Origin of the sequence: Azohydromonas lata NBRC 102462, assembly GCF_001571085.1 — a bacterium.
Lineage (GTDB): Bacteria > Pseudomonadota > Gammaproteobacteria > Burkholderiales > Burkholderiaceae_C > Azohydromonas > Azohydromonas lata.
Genome location: NZ_BCTC01000036.1, coordinates 28,927 through 44,213, shown reverse-complemented (window position 1 = coordinate 44,213; position 15,287 = coordinate 28,927). Strand labels below are relative to the sequence as shown.

13 protein-coding genes and 1 pseudogene are annotated in these 15,287 nt (G+C 56.4%); 7 read left to right on the top strand and 7 right to left on the bottom strand.

Going from position 1 to position 15,287, the window contains the following annotated elements; all coding sequences use genetic code 11:
- Nucleotides 1-21: 21 nt before the first annotated feature.
- Genes ALA01S_RS31810 through ALA01S_RS34790 form a run of 5 tightly spaced genes read right to left on the bottom strand, consistent with a single transcriptional unit; the run spans nucleotide 22 to nucleotide 5,995 of the window.
- A complete protein-coding gene (locus ALA01S_RS31810) occupies nucleotides 22-1,032 on the bottom strand; it encodes a glycosyltransferase (protein WP_084267558.1) in 1,011 nt (336 codons plus the stop codon).
- Complete coding sequence (locus tag ALA01S_RS31805) at nucleotides 1,029-2,594, bottom strand: O-antigen translocase (RefSeq protein ID WP_157119007.1); 1,566 nt, start codon at nucleotides 2,592-2,594, stop codon at nucleotides 1,029-1,031. Before ALA01S_RS31805 ends, ALA01S_RS31810 begins: the two co-directional genes overlap by 4 nt.
- Nucleotides 2,587-3,780, bottom strand: coding sequence for a DegT/DnrJ/EryC1/StrS family aminotransferase (locus ALA01S_RS14370; protein ID WP_066337518.1), 1,194 nt, complete (start codon nucleotides 3,778-3,780; stop codon nucleotides 2,587-2,589). The genes ALA01S_RS31805 and ALA01S_RS14370 overlap by 8 nt, the downstream gene beginning before the upstream one ends.
- A complete protein-coding gene (locus ALA01S_RS14365; protein WP_238455803.1) occupies nucleotides 3,777-4,760 on the bottom strand; it encodes an NAD-dependent epimerase/dehydratase family protein in 984 nt (327 codons plus the stop codon). Before ALA01S_RS14365 ends, ALA01S_RS14370 begins: the two co-directional genes overlap by 4 nt.
- A gap of 14 nt (nucleotides 4,761-4,774) precedes the next feature.
- The gene (locus ALA01S_RS34790; protein WP_238455802.1) at nucleotides 4,775-5,995 is read right to left on the bottom strand and encodes a sugar transferase; all 1,221 of its coding nucleotides are present in this window, start codon (nucleotides 5,993-5,995) and stop codon (nucleotides 4,775-4,777) included.
- Between the two features lie 416 nt (nucleotides 5,996-6,411).
- Between ALA01S_RS34790 and ALA01S_RS31800 the strand changes: the two genes are divergently transcribed.
- Nucleotides 6,412-7,971, top strand: a complete 1,560-nt coding sequence (locus ALA01S_RS31800) for an XrtA system polysaccharide chain length determinant (protein WP_084267556.1) — start codon at nucleotides 6,412-6,414, stop codon at nucleotides 7,969-7,971.
- Nucleotides 7,972-7,989: 18 nt separating this feature from the next.
- Nucleotides 7,990-8,961, top strand: coding sequence for an XrtA-associated tyrosine autokinase (locus tag ALA01S_RS31795; RefSeq protein ID WP_084267555.1), 972 nt, complete (start codon nucleotides 7,990-7,992; stop codon nucleotides 8,959-8,961).
- Nucleotides 8,962-9,082: 121 nt separating this feature from the next.
- Here the strand turns inward: ALA01S_RS31795 and ALA01S_RS14350 are convergent, their stop codons facing one another.
- Nucleotides 9,083-9,496 (bottom strand): hypothetical protein, encoded by a 414-nt coding sequence (locus ALA01S_RS14350; protein WP_066337515.1) that lies wholly within the window; start codon nucleotides 9,494-9,496, stop codon nucleotides 9,083-9,085.
- Between the two features lie 183 nt (nucleotides 9,497-9,679).
- Between ALA01S_RS14350 and ALA01S_RS14345 the strand changes: the two genes are divergently transcribed.
- From ALA01S_RS14345 to ALA01S_RS14335, 3 genes are read left to right on the top strand one after another with little or no spacing between them, the layout of a single operon-like run.
- Nucleotides 9,680-11,074: an AAA family ATPase gene (locus ALA01S_RS14345; protein ID WP_238455801.1), complete on the top strand. Its 1,395-nt coding sequence runs from the start codon at nucleotides 9,680-9,682 to the stop codon at nucleotides 11,072-11,074.
- Nucleotides 11,067-12,584: a VWA domain-containing protein gene (locus ALA01S_RS14340; RefSeq protein ID WP_066337512.1), complete on the top strand. Its 1,518-nt coding sequence runs from the start codon at nucleotides 11,067-11,069 to the stop codon at nucleotides 12,582-12,584. The genes ALA01S_RS14345 and ALA01S_RS14340 overlap by 8 nt, the downstream gene beginning before the upstream one ends.
- On the top strand, nucleotides 12,581-13,420 hold the full coding sequence (locus ALA01S_RS14335) for a DUF364 domain-containing protein (protein WP_066337511.1): 840 nt from the start codon (nucleotides 12,581-12,583) through the stop codon (nucleotides 13,418-13,420). Before ALA01S_RS14340 ends, ALA01S_RS14335 begins: the two co-directional genes overlap by 4 nt.
- Before the next feature lie 49 nt (nucleotides 13,421-13,469).
- Here ALA01S_RS14335 and ALA01S_RS14330 read toward each other — a convergent pair whose 3' ends face one another.
- Nucleotides 13,470-13,775 (bottom strand): hypothetical protein, encoded by a 306-nt coding sequence (locus ALA01S_RS14330; RefSeq protein WP_157119006.1) that lies wholly within the window; start codon nucleotides 13,773-13,775, stop codon nucleotides 13,470-13,472.
- A gap of 610 nt (nucleotides 13,776-14,385) precedes the next feature.
- On the opposite strand from ALA01S_RS14330, the gene ALA01S_RS33005 reads away from it, so the two are divergent.
- Nucleotides 14,386-14,745: a hypothetical protein gene (locus ALA01S_RS33005; RefSeq protein WP_157119005.1), complete on the top strand. Its 360-nt coding sequence runs from the start codon at nucleotides 14,386-14,388 to the stop codon at nucleotides 14,743-14,745.
- Between the two features lie 403 nt (nucleotides 14,746-15,148).
- Nucleotides 15,149-15,265, top strand: a pseudogene (gene argD / locus ALA01S_RS33000) (acetylornithine transaminase); the annotation flags it as partial.
- Nucleotides 15,266-15,287: the final 22 nt, after the last annotated feature.

The window sequence follows — 15,287 nt, the reverse complement described above, 5'->3', positions numbered from 1 at the left end:
AACACTCAAATAAAAAGATAGTCATATATTTTTCAAGCGATTGTTAAAAAAAGCCCATCGACGCAATACATCCACCAAACCAAATCCAATTATTTTTTTGCATTTAAGCAGCCACCATGCGCGCGTCTTTTTGATAGCCGGGTAAATAAGTTCAGAATATTCACATATTTCATCACAGAGTGCAGTCTTCTTTCCATTGAACGCCATACTCGCGATTCCGATGGCATGTTGCGCCAAGTGACACAACAATTTTTCATACATGACCGGCATATCATTAATTACACACTCGTTTTCCTTCCGAAAAATATCAAAAGCAGCTTTTCGCTGCTTAAAATCAGCCAGAATTTTTTCGTTCAAATACCCTAATGTCATATTACCGTCATGCCGACGGTAGAAAGCTAAGGGATTCTTAATAAAACCAACAGGACCATGAGCCGCGAGCCGAAGCCACATTTCGAAATCTGCACTGTGCGGCAAATCATCGCGGTAAAAACCTAGACGCTTTAAAAAATCAGTTCTGACCACGGCAGTCGGCGTACATACGATGTTGCTGGAGCCGGCCAAAAGGCAGTGACTTAGAAATTCATGCAAATTCATCACAACTTCGGCACCAGGTTCCCCAGGTATGTTAGACGGCACCGGCATCAATTGCCCGTCGTTATGTAATTCAACTGCCTCAGCAAAACAAAGAGACATTTTTGGATGGCGGCTCATGAAATTGATGGTTCGAGAAAATGCACCTGGCATGAGACAGTCATCAGCTGACAAGAGCAACATATACTCAGCTTTGACCCATGCAAGACCTTCGTTATATGTTTTAATATGACCCGCATTCACAGCATGACGCACGTAACTTACTCTTTTGTCGTTTCGTGCCAGCGAAGTTCCAATTTCTGGAGTTTCATCAGGCGAAGCATCGTCAATAATGAGTACTCGAATTTTTTCTACATCCTGGCTCAGCACGCTTTCCACGCATTCACGCAGGTAACGGCCATAGCAATAACAGGGAATTACGACATCGATGGAGCTCATGAAATCACCTTCCCCAATTTAAGCAGGTATCGCAGTGCCCCCGTTTGACGTTGAGGCGACACCAGTTCTAAAAGCGAACGCAGCGAAACAATGCTGCATAACATTGTCACACCGATTGCCACAATATAAGCCCAAATAGGTGGCAAAATCTCTACTGCAAAAAATGCGACGGTAACAGTAGAGGCGCCATAGCATGCCGTGCGAAACGTGGAGCGACTCCACTGAAAATCACTTAATTTCCTGGCTGCGAAGTAAACCAGCAGTGCATGCAATCCGTAAGATGCCGCATAAGCCAAACCGGCACCCATTGTCCCAATCCAATCTACCAACCACCAAGTGAGCAGCACGTTGGCAACACACCAAGCAGCATCCATCAAGAAAAAGAGCACCTGTTTATTACGTGCAACCACAAGATATCCCACCGGGTATATAAATACACGCAAAGCCATGCCAATGCAAATCCAACGCAAAATTTCTACTGAAGCATGAAATGCCTCGCTGTAGAACAGTGTTATTATCAACGGCGCCAGTGATATGGTCGCTACAAGACCTGGTATAGCGAGTAAGAGGCTGATTTGCGCTTGTTCATTTATTGTCCGATTACATTCTTCATTCGAATGAGCCACGCCCACCAGCCGGGGATAAAAATCCGTACCAAGTGCCTGGAGTACTACCCCGGCATACAGCCCGCCTAAGGTCCATGCTGCTTGGTAAAAACCAGCAGCATCGGCACCATCATGCTGCAGTATGACGATGCGCACTACGTAGGCTGCACCTTGCATGAGAAAGCCACTGACTAAGAATGCAAGACCTAGTTTGAACAGCGTGCCGGACTCCTTAAGTATTTCCACCAGCTTCATGGCTGGCCTGTCCAATTCGATACGGCGCGTGTACCACCACGAAGCCAACGCCAGGCAAGCTGCACTGGCCGTCAGGGATGGTGCAATCCCTGTGCTTCCGTAAAAATAAACCAATGGCACACCTACAACCAAACCCATCAAACCACCAATAACCGCCAATTTAGCCATTTCCGGAATACGCCGCATGCCTTGCAGCAGCGCACCCTGTCCGCCTGTAATCAGCCCAAAGAATACTGCCAGTGCAAGCCACCACATGGCCGAGGCATGATCTGCACTGCCAAAGGTCAACGCCGCTATAGGTTTTGCAAAAATGGCCAGACCTGCTGCCCCAATCAGAGCACAAGCTATGGAAACAAATCGGAGCACGTGGACCGTGCGTGCGATGTGCCTTTGATCATTTGAAGCTACTGCGTCGGCGATCTGCCTCACGCCGCTAGAATTAATTCCTAGTTGAGCAACGGTGCGGGCTAAATCAGTTATTTGCCCAAAGGTCCCCATTACCCCATACCCTGCGGGGCCCAGCAGCATCGCCATGGCTTTTGTGCGGATGATACCAATGCCGATGTTGATCGCGGTGGCGCTACCGATCAGCGCAGTCGACTTCAATATATCGCGGTAGCCATGCGCCCGTCTTTGACCAGTGGATGCAGTGCTACTTGAAGTTGAATCATCGATCGGTAGTGACGAAATGCTGTCAGCCACCAAGCAGCTCCCGTGCAGCTTCGCTCACTTGAGATAATTTTAAATATCTATTTTCACAGGCCTGTCGCAAGGCGTCTGTTACATAAGTCTGTTCGCCCAGCGACATGCCGGGGAATAGGGGTAATAAAATGCATTGGTCTTGGGCTAACTCTGAGTGAAGCAGCGAATGACGAATGTCAAAACCAGCGTAGGCAGGCTCCCGGTGGCTGCACATAACACCTCGTCGCGTGCTAATGCCCTTGTCAAGCATCCACTGCATGACTTCACGTTGATCACAGTCGACGGGTAACCGAATGCAGTAACTCTGCCAGTTGCTTTTTGCCCAATCTGGTTCTGATGGAAGACCAAGACCTTCAATGTTTTTCAGTAACTCCCCGTAGCGCAGCGCCAGCGCTCGACGCTGAGCCACAATTCCAGGTAGACGCTTGAGTTGTTCTCGTCCAACAGCAGCCTGTATATCCGTCATTCGATAGTTATAGCCAAGCGTTGGATACGATTCAAAAACTACTTGCGCTGATGAATGCCGCACTGTATCCGACACACTCATGCCATGTTGACGAAGCAACCGAAATTGCTTGTCCCATTCCGCATGGCGCGTTGTGATCATGCCGCCGTCACCCGTACTGATAATTTTCCTGGGATGAAATGAAAAACATGCTACGTCGCCATGTGGTGCGCCTATTTTTTGCCATTCGTTGTTCCAAAAAATTTCACTACCGATGGCACAGGCCGCGTCTTCGATAACGGGAATTTTGTGTCGACGGCCGACATCTATAACTGCACTCAAATCACAAGGCAGGCCAATTTGATGCACACACAAAATAGCTCGTGTGCGTTTGGTAAGTGCAGCCTCCAACAAAGTGGCATTCAGGTTGTAAGACTGCGCATCAATATCTACAAATACCGGAGTGGCGCCGCAGTACCGAATGCTGTTGGCGGTGGCAATGTAAGAATGGCTTACCGTAACGACTTCATCACCAGGTCCGACACCGGCTGCCAATAGCGCCAAATGCAACGCAGTCGTGCAATTGGAAACTGCACACGCATAAGGCGCCTCAACGAATGCCGCAAACTCTTTTTCGAATGCTGCAACCTCAGGACCTTGCGATGTCCAACCGCTTAAGACAGCCCGACTTGCAGCCTGCGCTTCCTCCTCGCCCATCACCGGTTTTGTAATCGGAATCATGCGGCCTCCACACAATGCTTGTTTAACTGCCACCACTTAACCAAGCGTGACAATCCATCTTCAAGGCTCACCTCGGATTGAAAATTCAGCAAGTTTTTGGCTTTCGATACATCGGCCAATCTGCGCGGCACTGGATTTACGCTGCGTTCTGGAGCGTATTCTGGCTTTAAATTTGACCCCATCACGTTTAACAGGGCAGTCACTAAATCATTGAGACTGGTTTCCGTACCACTTGCCACATTGAAAACTTCATCATCGACATCCGATGCCAATGCAAGCACGTTGGAACGAGCAACATCATCGATGTAAACAAAATCCATCGTTTGATTGCCATCGCCCATTATGATCGGTGGCAGCCCGGCATCAATTCGCTGCATCCAACGAATCAACACCTCGGTATATCTTCCATGCAAATCCATCCGTGGCCCATATACATTGAAATAGCGTAGCGCAACGTAATGCAAATCACTCATTGCATGATAAGAGCGCAACAAACCTTCAAGCATTACCTTGGCTGCGCCGTACCATGTTTGATTGTTATAAGGGTGGTGTCTTTCCGATGTAGGAAAGCTATCCGCCAAACCGTAAATTGAAGCCGATGAGGCAGCTACGACTTTTTTGACGCCGGCTTCACGGGCCGCCTCCACTACGTTGAAGCTCCCGTTGCACATAACTTGCATAGCTTCCTGAGTATCTGCAGCACATGCCGTGATACGCAACGCGGCCATATGGATCACTGCATCTACTCTATGTATAGCCTTGCGGACACACCCCATATCCCGGATGTCGCCGTGTATGAAGGTCACCCGAGGATCTTTCAGTATGCCATGGATGTTTGCAATAGATCCGCGCACTAAATTGTCCAAGATAATTATTCGAGTTGGCGAATAATTCTTTAGAAGTTGATCGATGGTGGAGGAGCCTATAAGGCCTGCTCCGCCAGTGACCAGAATTTTTGCGCCTTGGATTTTCATATTCATCCTTCCAGATTCAGTTATTGTGCGCCTTCACCTCGAAGCACGACTTTTATGGTTTTTAGCAAGATTTTTATATCTAGTCCCAGGGAGCAATCGCGAATGTATCGCAAATCCATTCGCACCATTTCGTCAAATGTGACACGACTGCGGCCCTCAACCTGCCATAAACCAGTGATACCTGGCATTGCACTCAAAACTCGACGCAAATGCCATGCTTTGTAATTTTCTGCCTCATAGGGAATGGGGGGACGCGGCCCGACTAGACTCATTTCACCTTTAAGGACATTGAAAAGTTGAGGCAACTCGTCGATGCTTGTTTTTCGAATGATATTTCCTATCCAGGTGATCCTTGGATCAGCTTTTATTTTAAAGAGTGGCACCTCTCCGGACGCATCCTGGGCGTGCGAAGATTCTCCGTTGATCAATGCAGCGACAAACTCTCGGTGAATATTGTCGTCAACATTGGCCACCATAGACCGGAATTTATAGCACCAAAAAGAAATGCCACCTTTGCCGAGGCGCAGTTGCTTGAAAAAAATAGGACCTGGTGATGTGACTGCGATGGCAATAGCCACTAGCAGCATTAGCGGAGAGAAAATTGCTAACGCGCACATAGATCCTAAAATATCGATGCAACGTTTTAATCTGTACCCATTACGTTGTGTTTTAAGATATTCGCCAGTAATGAGACTTTGCATTTCTGACGTTCGCCGGTGCAGCGCAGCGAGCCCCTCGAACAATTCATTTGGATAGGTCGCGATATCTTTTGGAGTCCATGCACCGCCCGTCAGCGCATTTATCTTCCCTACAAATGTCTTCAAACCTTCAGCATCCGTATCCGGGCAAAGCACGGCAATGACCTCGTCGCCGATATATCCAATAATATCGGTTTCGCGTGAGGTGGTGTCCAATGATTCCAATAACTGGACAACACCTAGGCCCTCAATACATTCATTTTCGGGCTGGATCCGATACAGTGCTATGGAAAGGGGAGAGCCTGAGCGTTGCGCTCTTAATTTTTCTAGGCGCAACTTGTTTAGAAAATCGCCATAGTCACCGAAACGGAAGTCGCGGTCTAGGCCGAAGTTTTTCAAAGGTGCCGCTTTTCCATAGTCAGACGTATTGCTGGCATTTGAACTTGCAAGCTCTTCGGCGCTCAAGGGCATGAGCCGCCTTATAGAATTCATTTGTGGAAATTCAAGAATGGTCGTAGAAGGCATTGCCTCTGGATTCTTCATGAGTTCCCCCGGTCCCGAAATAGCTGGCCAATGGTTTGCCTCACGGCAGACAGTACGCCGCGTTGCGTTCCATGTTTCATGTTTGATCCCCCCGGCCGGCGGTCATGCAGTGCGCTTTTCTGAAGCGCCTCACAACCGATCGGTGACTGATGCCTGTGGGCTCAGCGTCTAACTTTTTTTGCTTTATCCACATCAGGGCCTATTAGCAGACCTTGCTTGGACGATTGTGCAAAGGATGTCTTGTTGCGTGTCGATTCGCAACTGCTTCATGCATCGCATACCGCGTTTCGGGGGTGGTCGTCTTGTAGTTACGCGTCTGTGCTGGAGACGTTGGCACACTCACCGTCCGGAGGGGCGTGCCTGAACTGACCAAGAAAGCTGTTTGGGCACATTTGTCATGACCTTATCTGCTTTATATGAAAAATTTTATTGAGACGGTCAGAGAACAAGGCCGCCTGTTGGTGCGCGGCTTGTACGGCAGACGATGGATGGCAATTACTGTTACGGCAGCAGTTTCTATTCTGGCCGGAGTAGCGGTTTCTTTCGCTCCCAATCGCTATGAAGCTAAAGCGCAGATTTACGTAGACACCCAAAAAATGCTGAAACCTCTTATGTCGGGGTTGACTTATCAACCAGACGTAGATCAGCAAGTTCGGATGCTCGCGCGCACGCTAATCTCCCGGCCTAATGTTCAACGCCTGCTCAACAGCCCAGGTCTGCAATTTACGTATGAGGGAGCAACAGACAAAGAAGATTTAGTCAATCGACTGATGACTAGAATCAAAGTAGTACCAGCATCCGGCGATAATTACAATTTCTATGAAATCAGTTATAGAGGCGAATCAGCCGACAATGCAAAAAACCTTGTAAATGCCACCGTTAATTTATTTCTTCAGTCGGGCGCCGATGAAAAGCAGCGCGACTCAGAAGACGCCGAACACTTTATCGAAGAACAAATTCGAGATTACGAGAAAAAACTCACCGATGCGGAAAATCGTGTCAAGGAATTCAAGATAAAGAATTTTGGAGCATCAGGCGTATCCACCCAGGATTATTTCACCCGTGTTTCTGTACTTTCTGAGGAGGTCGCCAAAATCACATCGGAATTAAAAGCGGCTGAAAGAGCAAGAGATACCTATAAAATGTCTTTGAGTGGTGATGGTTCCAATTCCATCATTGATGGGATGGCTTCACCCGCGGTAGCTGAACTGGAAAACAGGCTTGAAGCTCAGCAAAAACGTCTTGATGATTTGTTGCAGCGCTTTACCGAGTCCCATCCGGAGGTTATCAATGCCAGAAGGTTGGTAGCACAATTGGTAGCTGAGCTTAAGAATATTGAGCAGGACGCAGCGTCTGGAAAAAGCTCGACCAGTTATGCACGGCGAACGGCCACCAATCCTGTGTATCAACGACTTAAGCTGCAGTTGGTGGAAACGGAAGCTCAAGTAGCATCTTTGCGCTCGCAGCTGGCTACCAAGCAATCTATATTGGAACAGGCCCGTTCTGTTGGCGACCGTATGCCTCAGGTGGAAGCGGAGTTGGCGCAGTTGAATCGGGATTACGACGTCATCCGGAAGAACTATGACGCCCTCGTTTCCCGTAGAGAAGCCGCATCGCTGGGGATGAAGCTCAGTGAAAATTCACAGCTTGCTGAATTCCGTATTATTGAGCCTGTGAAGGTATCGTCCTCACCAGTATTCCCGTCGCGCTTTCATCTTTCGTTGATTGCTGTTTTTGTTGCTATCCTGGCAGGAATTGGATCAACTATATTGTCTGAATCTCTCCACCCGACAGTACACAGCGCCGATGCACTGCGCCGTCTGTCTGGCAGGCCCGTGCTAGGTGCGATTTCACTTCAAATCAGTCCGCGACATGTGCAAATTCAACGTGCAGAATTGCAGCGCCTTGCCATGGCACTTGCCGCACTGATGGTTATTCAAGCATTTTGGGTTGTGTGGATTGCTGCCTACCAATAACTCACGAGGGAATTGTGGATGAATATCATCGAGCTTGCGTCACAACGCCTGCAGGAGCTTTCCAGAACCGGAGTTCAGGTGCCTGCTCCCCATTCTGACGGCTGTCACGCAGGCGGCAGGATGGGAACGGTGCCTCATGTGCAAGTGCCAGATGGAACTGCTCCAGATTTATCCAATGAGAAAATACAAAATCAAGAATTCGTTGGCTCAAATGGGCGGCTGCAGATGGATTCCGTTTCTCACACAATCAGGTCCCGCCCCAGTGGGCGCCATTCAGAAACGGTGACATTGGATTTCGATCTGCTTGAAGAGGCCGGTGTCCTGGCATCTACAAAGGTCCGATCAACCATCGCGGAGGAATTCCGGCACATCAAACGTCCGCTGTTGGACAATGTGCGCAAGGGCCGCAGTAGTCACAATGGTCGGCCGGCTCTTATCATGGTTACCAGCGCGCTACCCGGCGAAGGAAAGACTTTTTTTGCACTGAATTTGGCAGTCAGTATGGCCATTGAAATCGATACGTCGGTATTGCTCGTGGATGGCGATGTTGTACGCTGCAATTTGATGCGTTCGCTGGGCCTGCAGGCACGAAAAGGTCTGTTGGACGTGCTGACGAATCCGAGCCTGGATGTGGCCGATGTCATGCTCAAGACAAATATTCCCCGCTTGTCGCTGTTGCCGGCCGGAACCAGCAATACGCGATCGACGGAAATTCTGGCCTCGGAGGCCATGTCCAATTTTCTGGATGAACTTGCAAACCGCTACAGGGACCGCGTGGTGATTTTCGATTCCACGCCCTTGTTGCTGACGTCCGAGGCCAAGGTCCTTGCGGCCAAGATGGGACAAGTATTGGTGGTTGTCGAAGAGTCCAGAACTTCTTATTCCGACTTGCAAAAGGCATTTGCAGCGGTGGAAAGCTGTCCGACGGTGATGTCTGTATTGAACAAGGACCGCAGCACCACCTCGAATTACGCCAGCTACTACGCATGACCGACCTGTTGATCGCATCCCCGCTGCGGCGCGGACGTTGAGCGACTGACAGGTTCGAATTCCCCGATCTCTGCCGGGCTGCGAGGGTCAAGCGCCACGCAGCCCGGCGTCGTTTTATGTATCAGCGACGCCCATCGCGACGCTCGGCCCAATTCGGCACGCCGTCGCCGTTCCAGTCGCGGCGCAGATTGTTATAGCGGTCATATCGGTTGGGAATGCCGTCGCCGTCCCGGTCCCAGGCGGGGTTGTAAAGATGGTCGCTGCGGTTAGGGATGCCATCACCATCGACGTCCCAGCGTGTGCGCTCGTGATAGCCGCGAGGCCGGCTCAGCGGCGCGGGCTGCACGTACACGGGAGCGGGAACCACCACGGGGGCCGGCGCGTAGACCGGTGCAGGCTGGCGGTACACCGGTACGCCCACAGGCGTGCCTATGGTCACCGACCACTGCACCTCTTCGCCATGGGCGCGCGCCATGCCGGTGCTCAACGCACCGGCCAGGGCCAATGCCGCGATGACGATGTTCTTGCTGCTCATGAACCGAACTCCTTTTCTTGGCCCGCCGCTCGAAATGCAAGAGGGCGGCACCCGTATGGAAACGGTGTCGGCCACCTGCCGGTTCACCACCGGAGCGTAAAGCGCAGGTAAAGCTGTGTGAAGCGGCTGATTCTTGAACCTGTTTCTTTTTCCGACCGTAACGGCCTAGCGACAATGAACGGCATGAGTCGTTCTCCTTCCCCTGCGCGCCTGTGCGCTTTGCTTGAATCCCTGGAAACCGGACTGCTGGAGCGCCAGACGGCGGTGCGGCTGTGCCTGCTGGCTGCGCTGGCCGGTGAGCACGTGCTGCTCATAGGCCCGCCCGGCACGGCCAAAAGTGAATTGGCGCGGCGGCTGCACCGCGCCTTTGCCGGTGCGCGCTACTTCGAGCGGCTGCTCACACGCTTTTCGACGCCGGAGGAACTCTTCGGTCCGCTGTCGCTCAAGGCGCTGGAGGACGACCGCTACGAGCGGCTCACCGATGGCTTCCTGCCCACGGCCGGCATCGCCTTCCTGGACGAGGTGTTCAAGGCCAACTCGGCCATTCTCAACGCGCTGCTGACGCTACTCAACGAACGCGAGTTCGACAACGGCTGCGGCCGGGTGCGCACGCCGTTGGTGAGCGTGGTGGGCGCCAGCAACGAGATCCCGGGCGACGAGGCCCTGCAAGCCTTCTTTGACCGTTTCATCCTTCGCGTACCCGTGCATCCGGTGAGCGACGACGCCTTCAGTGCGCTGCTCAATCTCCAGTCGGGTACCGTGGACGTGGAGGCACCCATGTCAGCCGCCGAGCGCGCCGGGGTGGCGCAGGCCGCCGCACAAGTACGCTTGGGCGCTCAAGCCCAAGCCGCCTGCCACGCCTTGCGCGCCTGGCTGCAGGCCCAGGAACTCACGCTGTCCGACCGCCGATGGCGCCAGTGGATGCAATTGCTGCGCGTGGCCGCCGCCACCGAAGGCCGCGACGAGATCGACGAGCTGGACCTGTGGACAGCCTCCTACGTGGCCTGCGCCACACCGCAAGACGTGCCCAAGCTCGCCGCCTGGTTCGAGCACGACCTCCTGGATGCCCGCCCGCAGGACGCCCCCTGGCTCACGCGCGCCGTGGAGGCGTTTGAAAAGCAGTTGGAAATCGAGCTGTCCGCGCCGGACGATCCCGATGCCGCCAACGCCGCCGGCAAGCTGGCGCTGGCGCGTTCCATGGCCGGCAGCGAGCAAGGCGAACAATTGCTGCGCATGGTCTCCGGCACGCTGGAGGAGAAACTGCGCCGGCGCTACAGCCCCGTGCACGTCGCGGCCCGCGTGGCCCAGGTGGACGAGGTGCTGGCCCAAGCTCGCGAGCAGCATGAAGCCGCTGCCGCGCGCGAGCAGGCCCTGGCGCAACGGCTGCAAGGCCGCCTGTGGCTGCCGCCGGAACTCGCTGAGCGGCTGCTGCTCGCGCACGCCCGCACCCGCGGCGTGATGGCGGCGCTCATTGGGCGGCTGCTGGCCACGCGCGAGGGCTTTGCCGACTTGCCCGTGAACGAGCAGTTGGAGACGGTGGCTCCCGCGCCGGTGCTGCTGCACGCCGTCAATGCCTGAGCCGCAGATGGAAGACGGCGGCGCGCTCGACCGTCCCTACGACCGCTTGAGTGCGCTGCCGCGCGCGTTGTGGCTGCCCACGCTCATCGCCAGCGCCGGCGAGCGCGCGCAACGCCTGGCCGACGCCCGCATCTGGCTGGACAACCTCGTGGCCGGCACGTTGCCGCCTGTGGGAGCCGACTTCGGCGATGCCGCGGCCGCCGCGCCGCTACGCCGCGCCGTGGGCGAGCTGGGCCTGCCCACGCTTGCGCGCGGCGTGGGCGCGCTGGCCGAGCAGGTGTTGCGCACGCTGCTGTGGTACCTGGACCGCATCGTGGACCACCAGCCACGGCTCACGCGCGCGCAGGCCATCGCCCGCGTCGCCGAAGATTTCAAGGCCGAGTGGCAACTGGAGAGCGCCGGACTGGAAGAGCAGTTGACGCTGCTGCGCAGCTTGGGCGACCTGGGCCACATGCGCTGGGACGAGTTGCACGGGCAACTTCACTCACGCTCCTGGCAGGCCGCACGCAAGGCCAGTGAATGGCTGCAGCAGTTGCCGTCGCTGGTGACGCTGATCCGCCGCTTGGGCCGCGCCGAACGCAGTGCCGCCGCGCCGGCGCCGCAAGCGCAGGAGAGCCCACGCGCCGCGCCGCCCGCGGCCCTGCGCGCCGTGGAAACGCGGCTTCCGGACGCGCCGGGCGAGATCGTGGGCGTGCGCTTCTCTTCGCGGCCGGAACGCATGCTTGCCGGTGAAGCCGTGATGCTCACGCACCCGGTGCTCAAAAAGTTGTGGCGCGCGCGCCATGCCGAGGCGCGGCTGCTGAGCTGGGAGACGCAGGCCGTCCTCACCGACTGGCGCGTGGATCCGCAGGCGCCGCCCCAGCACCACGCCGCGCAGACCGACCCGGTGCCGCTGGAGCGCGGGCCCATCATCCTGTGCCTTGACACCTCGGGCTCCATGCGCGGCGCGCCTGAGAACATCGCCAAGGCCGTGGCCATCGCCGCGCTGCGCGCAGCCAACGAGCAGGGCCGCGCCTGCAAGCTCATCGCCTTTGGCGGCCCCGGCGAGGTACTGGAGCGCGACTTGGGAAGCGGCGCGGCGGGTTTGCAAGCCCTGCTGGAACTCATGGGCCAGAGTTTTGACGGCGGCACCGACATTCAGACGCCCATAGAACGTGCCCTGGAGCGGGTTCACGAGGCGCGCTGGCAGCAGGCCGACGTGCTGCTGGTGAGCGACGGCGAGTTTGGCTGCACGCCGCACACGCTGCAGCGGCTGGAGCAGGCGCAGCAGCGTTTCGGATTGCGCGTGCAGGGCGTGCTGGTGGGCGACCGCGAGACCATGGGTCTGCTGGAGGTCTGCGACGACATTCACTGGGTGCGCGACTGGCGCCGCTACGCCGATGCAGCCGAGGGCGGTGACGGCCGCGGTTTTTCTCCCGTGCACAGCAAGAGCCTCACGGCGCTGTACTTTCCCAATGCCTTGTCGCAGCGCGCCGCGCGGCACGGCACCTCCAACAAGAGCCTTTCATGAGCTGTGCCCACGACGCCCTGGCCCTGGTCGACCAACTCGCCGCCCTGGGTCCGCTGCCGCAAGTCAAAGCGTTGCACCTGCCACCGCCGCCCGCGCCGGGTGCCATGCGCGGCGAGTTCGCGGCGCTGGAGCTGGACGACGGGTCCATAGGCCTGTCCTACGTGCTGTTGGGCGACACCTGGGCGGGCCTGCGCCGCGAGCGTGAGCGCATGGACCTGGCCGGAGCCGATGCGCTGTCGCTGGCACGGCTGTATGCCGGCGGTAACCCCCTGCTGCGCACCCTGGGCTTTGCAGCGCTCAACGCGCTCACGCGGCACCTGTTCGACCGTGCCGGCTTCGTACCGCCGCCCAGTGGCGACTCGCTGGGCGCGCTGGACCCGCAGCCCGGCGAGACGGTGGGCATGATCGGCTACTTCACGCCGCTGGTGCCCCGCATTGTCGAGCGCGGCGCGCGCGTGCTGGTGGTGGAGCTGCGCGCGGACTTGGTGGGCGAGCGCGAGGGCGTGCGCGTCACGCTGGACGCGGCCGAGCTCGCTGGCTGCGCCAAGGTGCTGTCCACCGGCACGCTGCTTCTCAACGACACGCTGGACCACATGCTGACGCACTGCCGCGGCGCGCGTGCGTTGGCCCTGGTTGGGCCCAGCGTCGGCTGCCCGCCGGATCCGCTGTTCGCACGCGGCGTCACACAGTTGGGCGGCAGTTGGATCACCGATGCGGCGGGCTATGTGCGCGCGCTCGTGGACGGCGCCTCCACCGGCGCCATGGCGCGCAAATTCACGCTGGCGCCGGGTGACTATCCGGGCTGGAGCGCGCTGCTGGCGCGGGCCAGATCCTGAGACCCAGCAGTTTGGGCCAAGGCGCCGCCGCTGGCGCTGCGGGCGGCTTTTAGCGGCCGCGCGGGTCGGCCGTGCGGCCTGGCCGCCAATGCCGCAGCGGCCGCGGCGCATGAGACATGAGGCCCGATATCGCGAGAACCAGCCAGAAAAGCAGGGGGGCGGCATCGGGATGCAGTGCCATCCAGACCACAGCCACCAGCTTCAGCAACACCACCAGACCGGCAAGCTCGCCCAAGCGGATGCGCGTATCGGCCAGCTCCGCCACGAACAGCGCAAGGCCGCTGGCCAGCGTCAACAGCGCGCCGGCACGTGGCTGCAGCGGTGCGCCCAACAAGGTGGCACCCAGCAGCACCAAGCCGCCCAGATGCACACAGCGCAGGGCGATGGCCGCCCAGCGGCGCCAGGCGGGAGGTTTCACTTTGGAAGCAGCGGCATGCGTCATGGGCTGCCATTGTCGTGGTGCAGTGCAAGTGGCCTTTCCGTCGGCCGCCACGCTTCATTCCATGAAGGCTGGCGGCAAGGCCATATATTCGCCACCACCGAGGTGATAAGGCTGGAAATTCATGAAACAATTAACACTTGTGCGGTATTCACCACTATGGGAGGTTTGTCCGGAGCACCCGCCGGGGCTTGGTCATGAGCCGGCATCACGTGATGGCGTCGACAAGGCGTGAAGCTTAAGATCCGGAGCAAACACAGACCAAATAGCGTTGTTCATCCCGCCATGCGGTACAGATTTGTGCTGCGACGCAGCATTGCATGGTGCGCTGGAGCAGTTGATTTACCAAGCGGAAACATTTTTCCTACCCTTATTGATAGGATTCTTCTTGGAACTTTCTCTGGAAAAATGCCGTCATAATCCACCGGTGTCCGAAGTCCAAGTGCAGGCGCGATGCGCTTGCGGCGCCGATGAGGTACAGGTTTTTTTACGAATGTCGTTTGGCGCCGTTGCATGACGGTGCGCAATGTCGATCCAACAGCAGCAAGAAAAACACAGCAAGGGGTCTCTCCACCGGCTGGAATCCGAGCAAGGAATCCATAGCTGCGGAGAGTCAGATGTTCATTTGATTTTGATGATGGAAAATATGGCAGCGATTGAGCAATCGGGTTGGGTCAAGCCGCAACGGGCGCCTACGTATGAGGAAATCGTGTCGCGCATCAACGACTTGCGCACGGAACTGAGTGACCTTGAACGGCAGGCCGAAGAAATGCGTGAAACCGCGCGGCTGGATGCGCTGGTGAAAATACGCAACATCATGCGTGCACAGCAACTTACTGTTGACGATATTGCCCCCGACCGCCGCCTGCGCAAGGCGCGTGACTGAAACGACGTTGCGATATGCATGAAGAAACCCGTTCAAGCGGGTTTCTTCATTTGTGAAGCCGGATTTTGAGAAAAGTACCAACCGGCGATGGGCCTCGCGTGGAACGCGGCCAACGGCATATTCCCATGGCCGCTCACAAGCATGTGACCGGCTGCCGGCGCCCGCGCAGGCAGCAGTCTGCGTGGGCCTTGTCACTTGGGCGCAGGCCATCATCGGCCTCAAGGCGCTGTATTCCCTGTATTCCCCCTGTGCGAGCTCTCGACATGCGGCCCTGCAGGTGGCGACATACCGGCCTGCGCCGCTCGCACCAGGATTTCAGAATCATGGCCGCGTGAAATCGTGCACGTCCGTGTCGTAGGAACCCGGCTGTGGAAACGGCCCAATCTTGCCGGCCGACATTCTCAGCGGCTTTGACCGTGTGTTCTTCGCCAGCTCCGGCGCCGAAGCCAACGAGGGCGCCATCAAGCTCGCGCGCAAGTGGGGCCGACTGCACCGGGGAGGCACCTTTGAAATCATCACCTCGACGGGACGCGGCGGGCCGG

Excerpts from the sequence above, each read along its gene's own strand:
- ALA01S_RS31810 (WP_084267558.1), bottom strand. The coding sequence starts at position 1,032 with ATGAGCTCCATCGATGTCGTAATTCCCTGTTATTGCTATGGCCGTTAC.
- ALA01S_RS14370 (WP_066337518.1), bottom strand. The coding sequence starts at position 3,780 with ATGATTCCGATTACAAAACCGGTGATGGGCGAGGAGGAAGCGCAGGCT.
- ALA01S_RS14365 (WP_238455803.1), bottom strand. The coding sequence starts at position 4,760 with ATGAATATGAAAATCCAAGGCGCAAAAATTCTGGTCACTGGCGGAGCA.
- ALA01S_RS34790 (WP_238455802.1), bottom strand. The coding sequence starts at position 5,995 with ATGAAGAATCCAGAGGCAATGCCTTCTACGACCATTCTTGAATTTCCA.
- ALA01S_RS31800 (WP_084267556.1), top strand. The coding sequence starts at position 6,412 with ATGAAAAATTTTATTGAGACGGTCAGAGAACAAGGCCGCCTGTTGGTG.
- ALA01S_RS31795 (WP_084267555.1), top strand. The coding sequence starts at position 7,990 with ATGAATATCATCGAGCTTGCGTCACAACGCCTGCAGGAGCTTTCCAGA.
- ALA01S_RS14350 (WP_066337515.1), bottom strand. The coding sequence starts at position 9,496 with ATGAGCAGCAAGAACATCGTCATCGCGGCATTGGCCCTGGCCGGTGCG.
- ALA01S_RS14345 (WP_238455801.1), top strand. The coding sequence starts at position 9,680 with ATGAGTCGTTCTCCTTCCCCTGCGCGCCTGTGCGCTTTGCTTGAATCC.
- ALA01S_RS14340 (WP_066337512.1), top strand. The coding sequence starts at position 11,067 with ATGCCTGAGCCGCAGATGGAAGACGGCGGCGCGCTCGACCGTCCCTAC.
- ALA01S_RS14335 (WP_066337511.1), top strand. The coding sequence starts at position 12,581 with ATGAGCTGTGCCCACGACGCCCTGGCCCTGGTCGACCAACTCGCCGCC.
- ALA01S_RS33005 (WP_157119005.1), top strand. The coding sequence starts at position 14,386 with ATGTCGATCCAACAGCAGCAAGAAAAACACAGCAAGGGGTCTCTCCAC.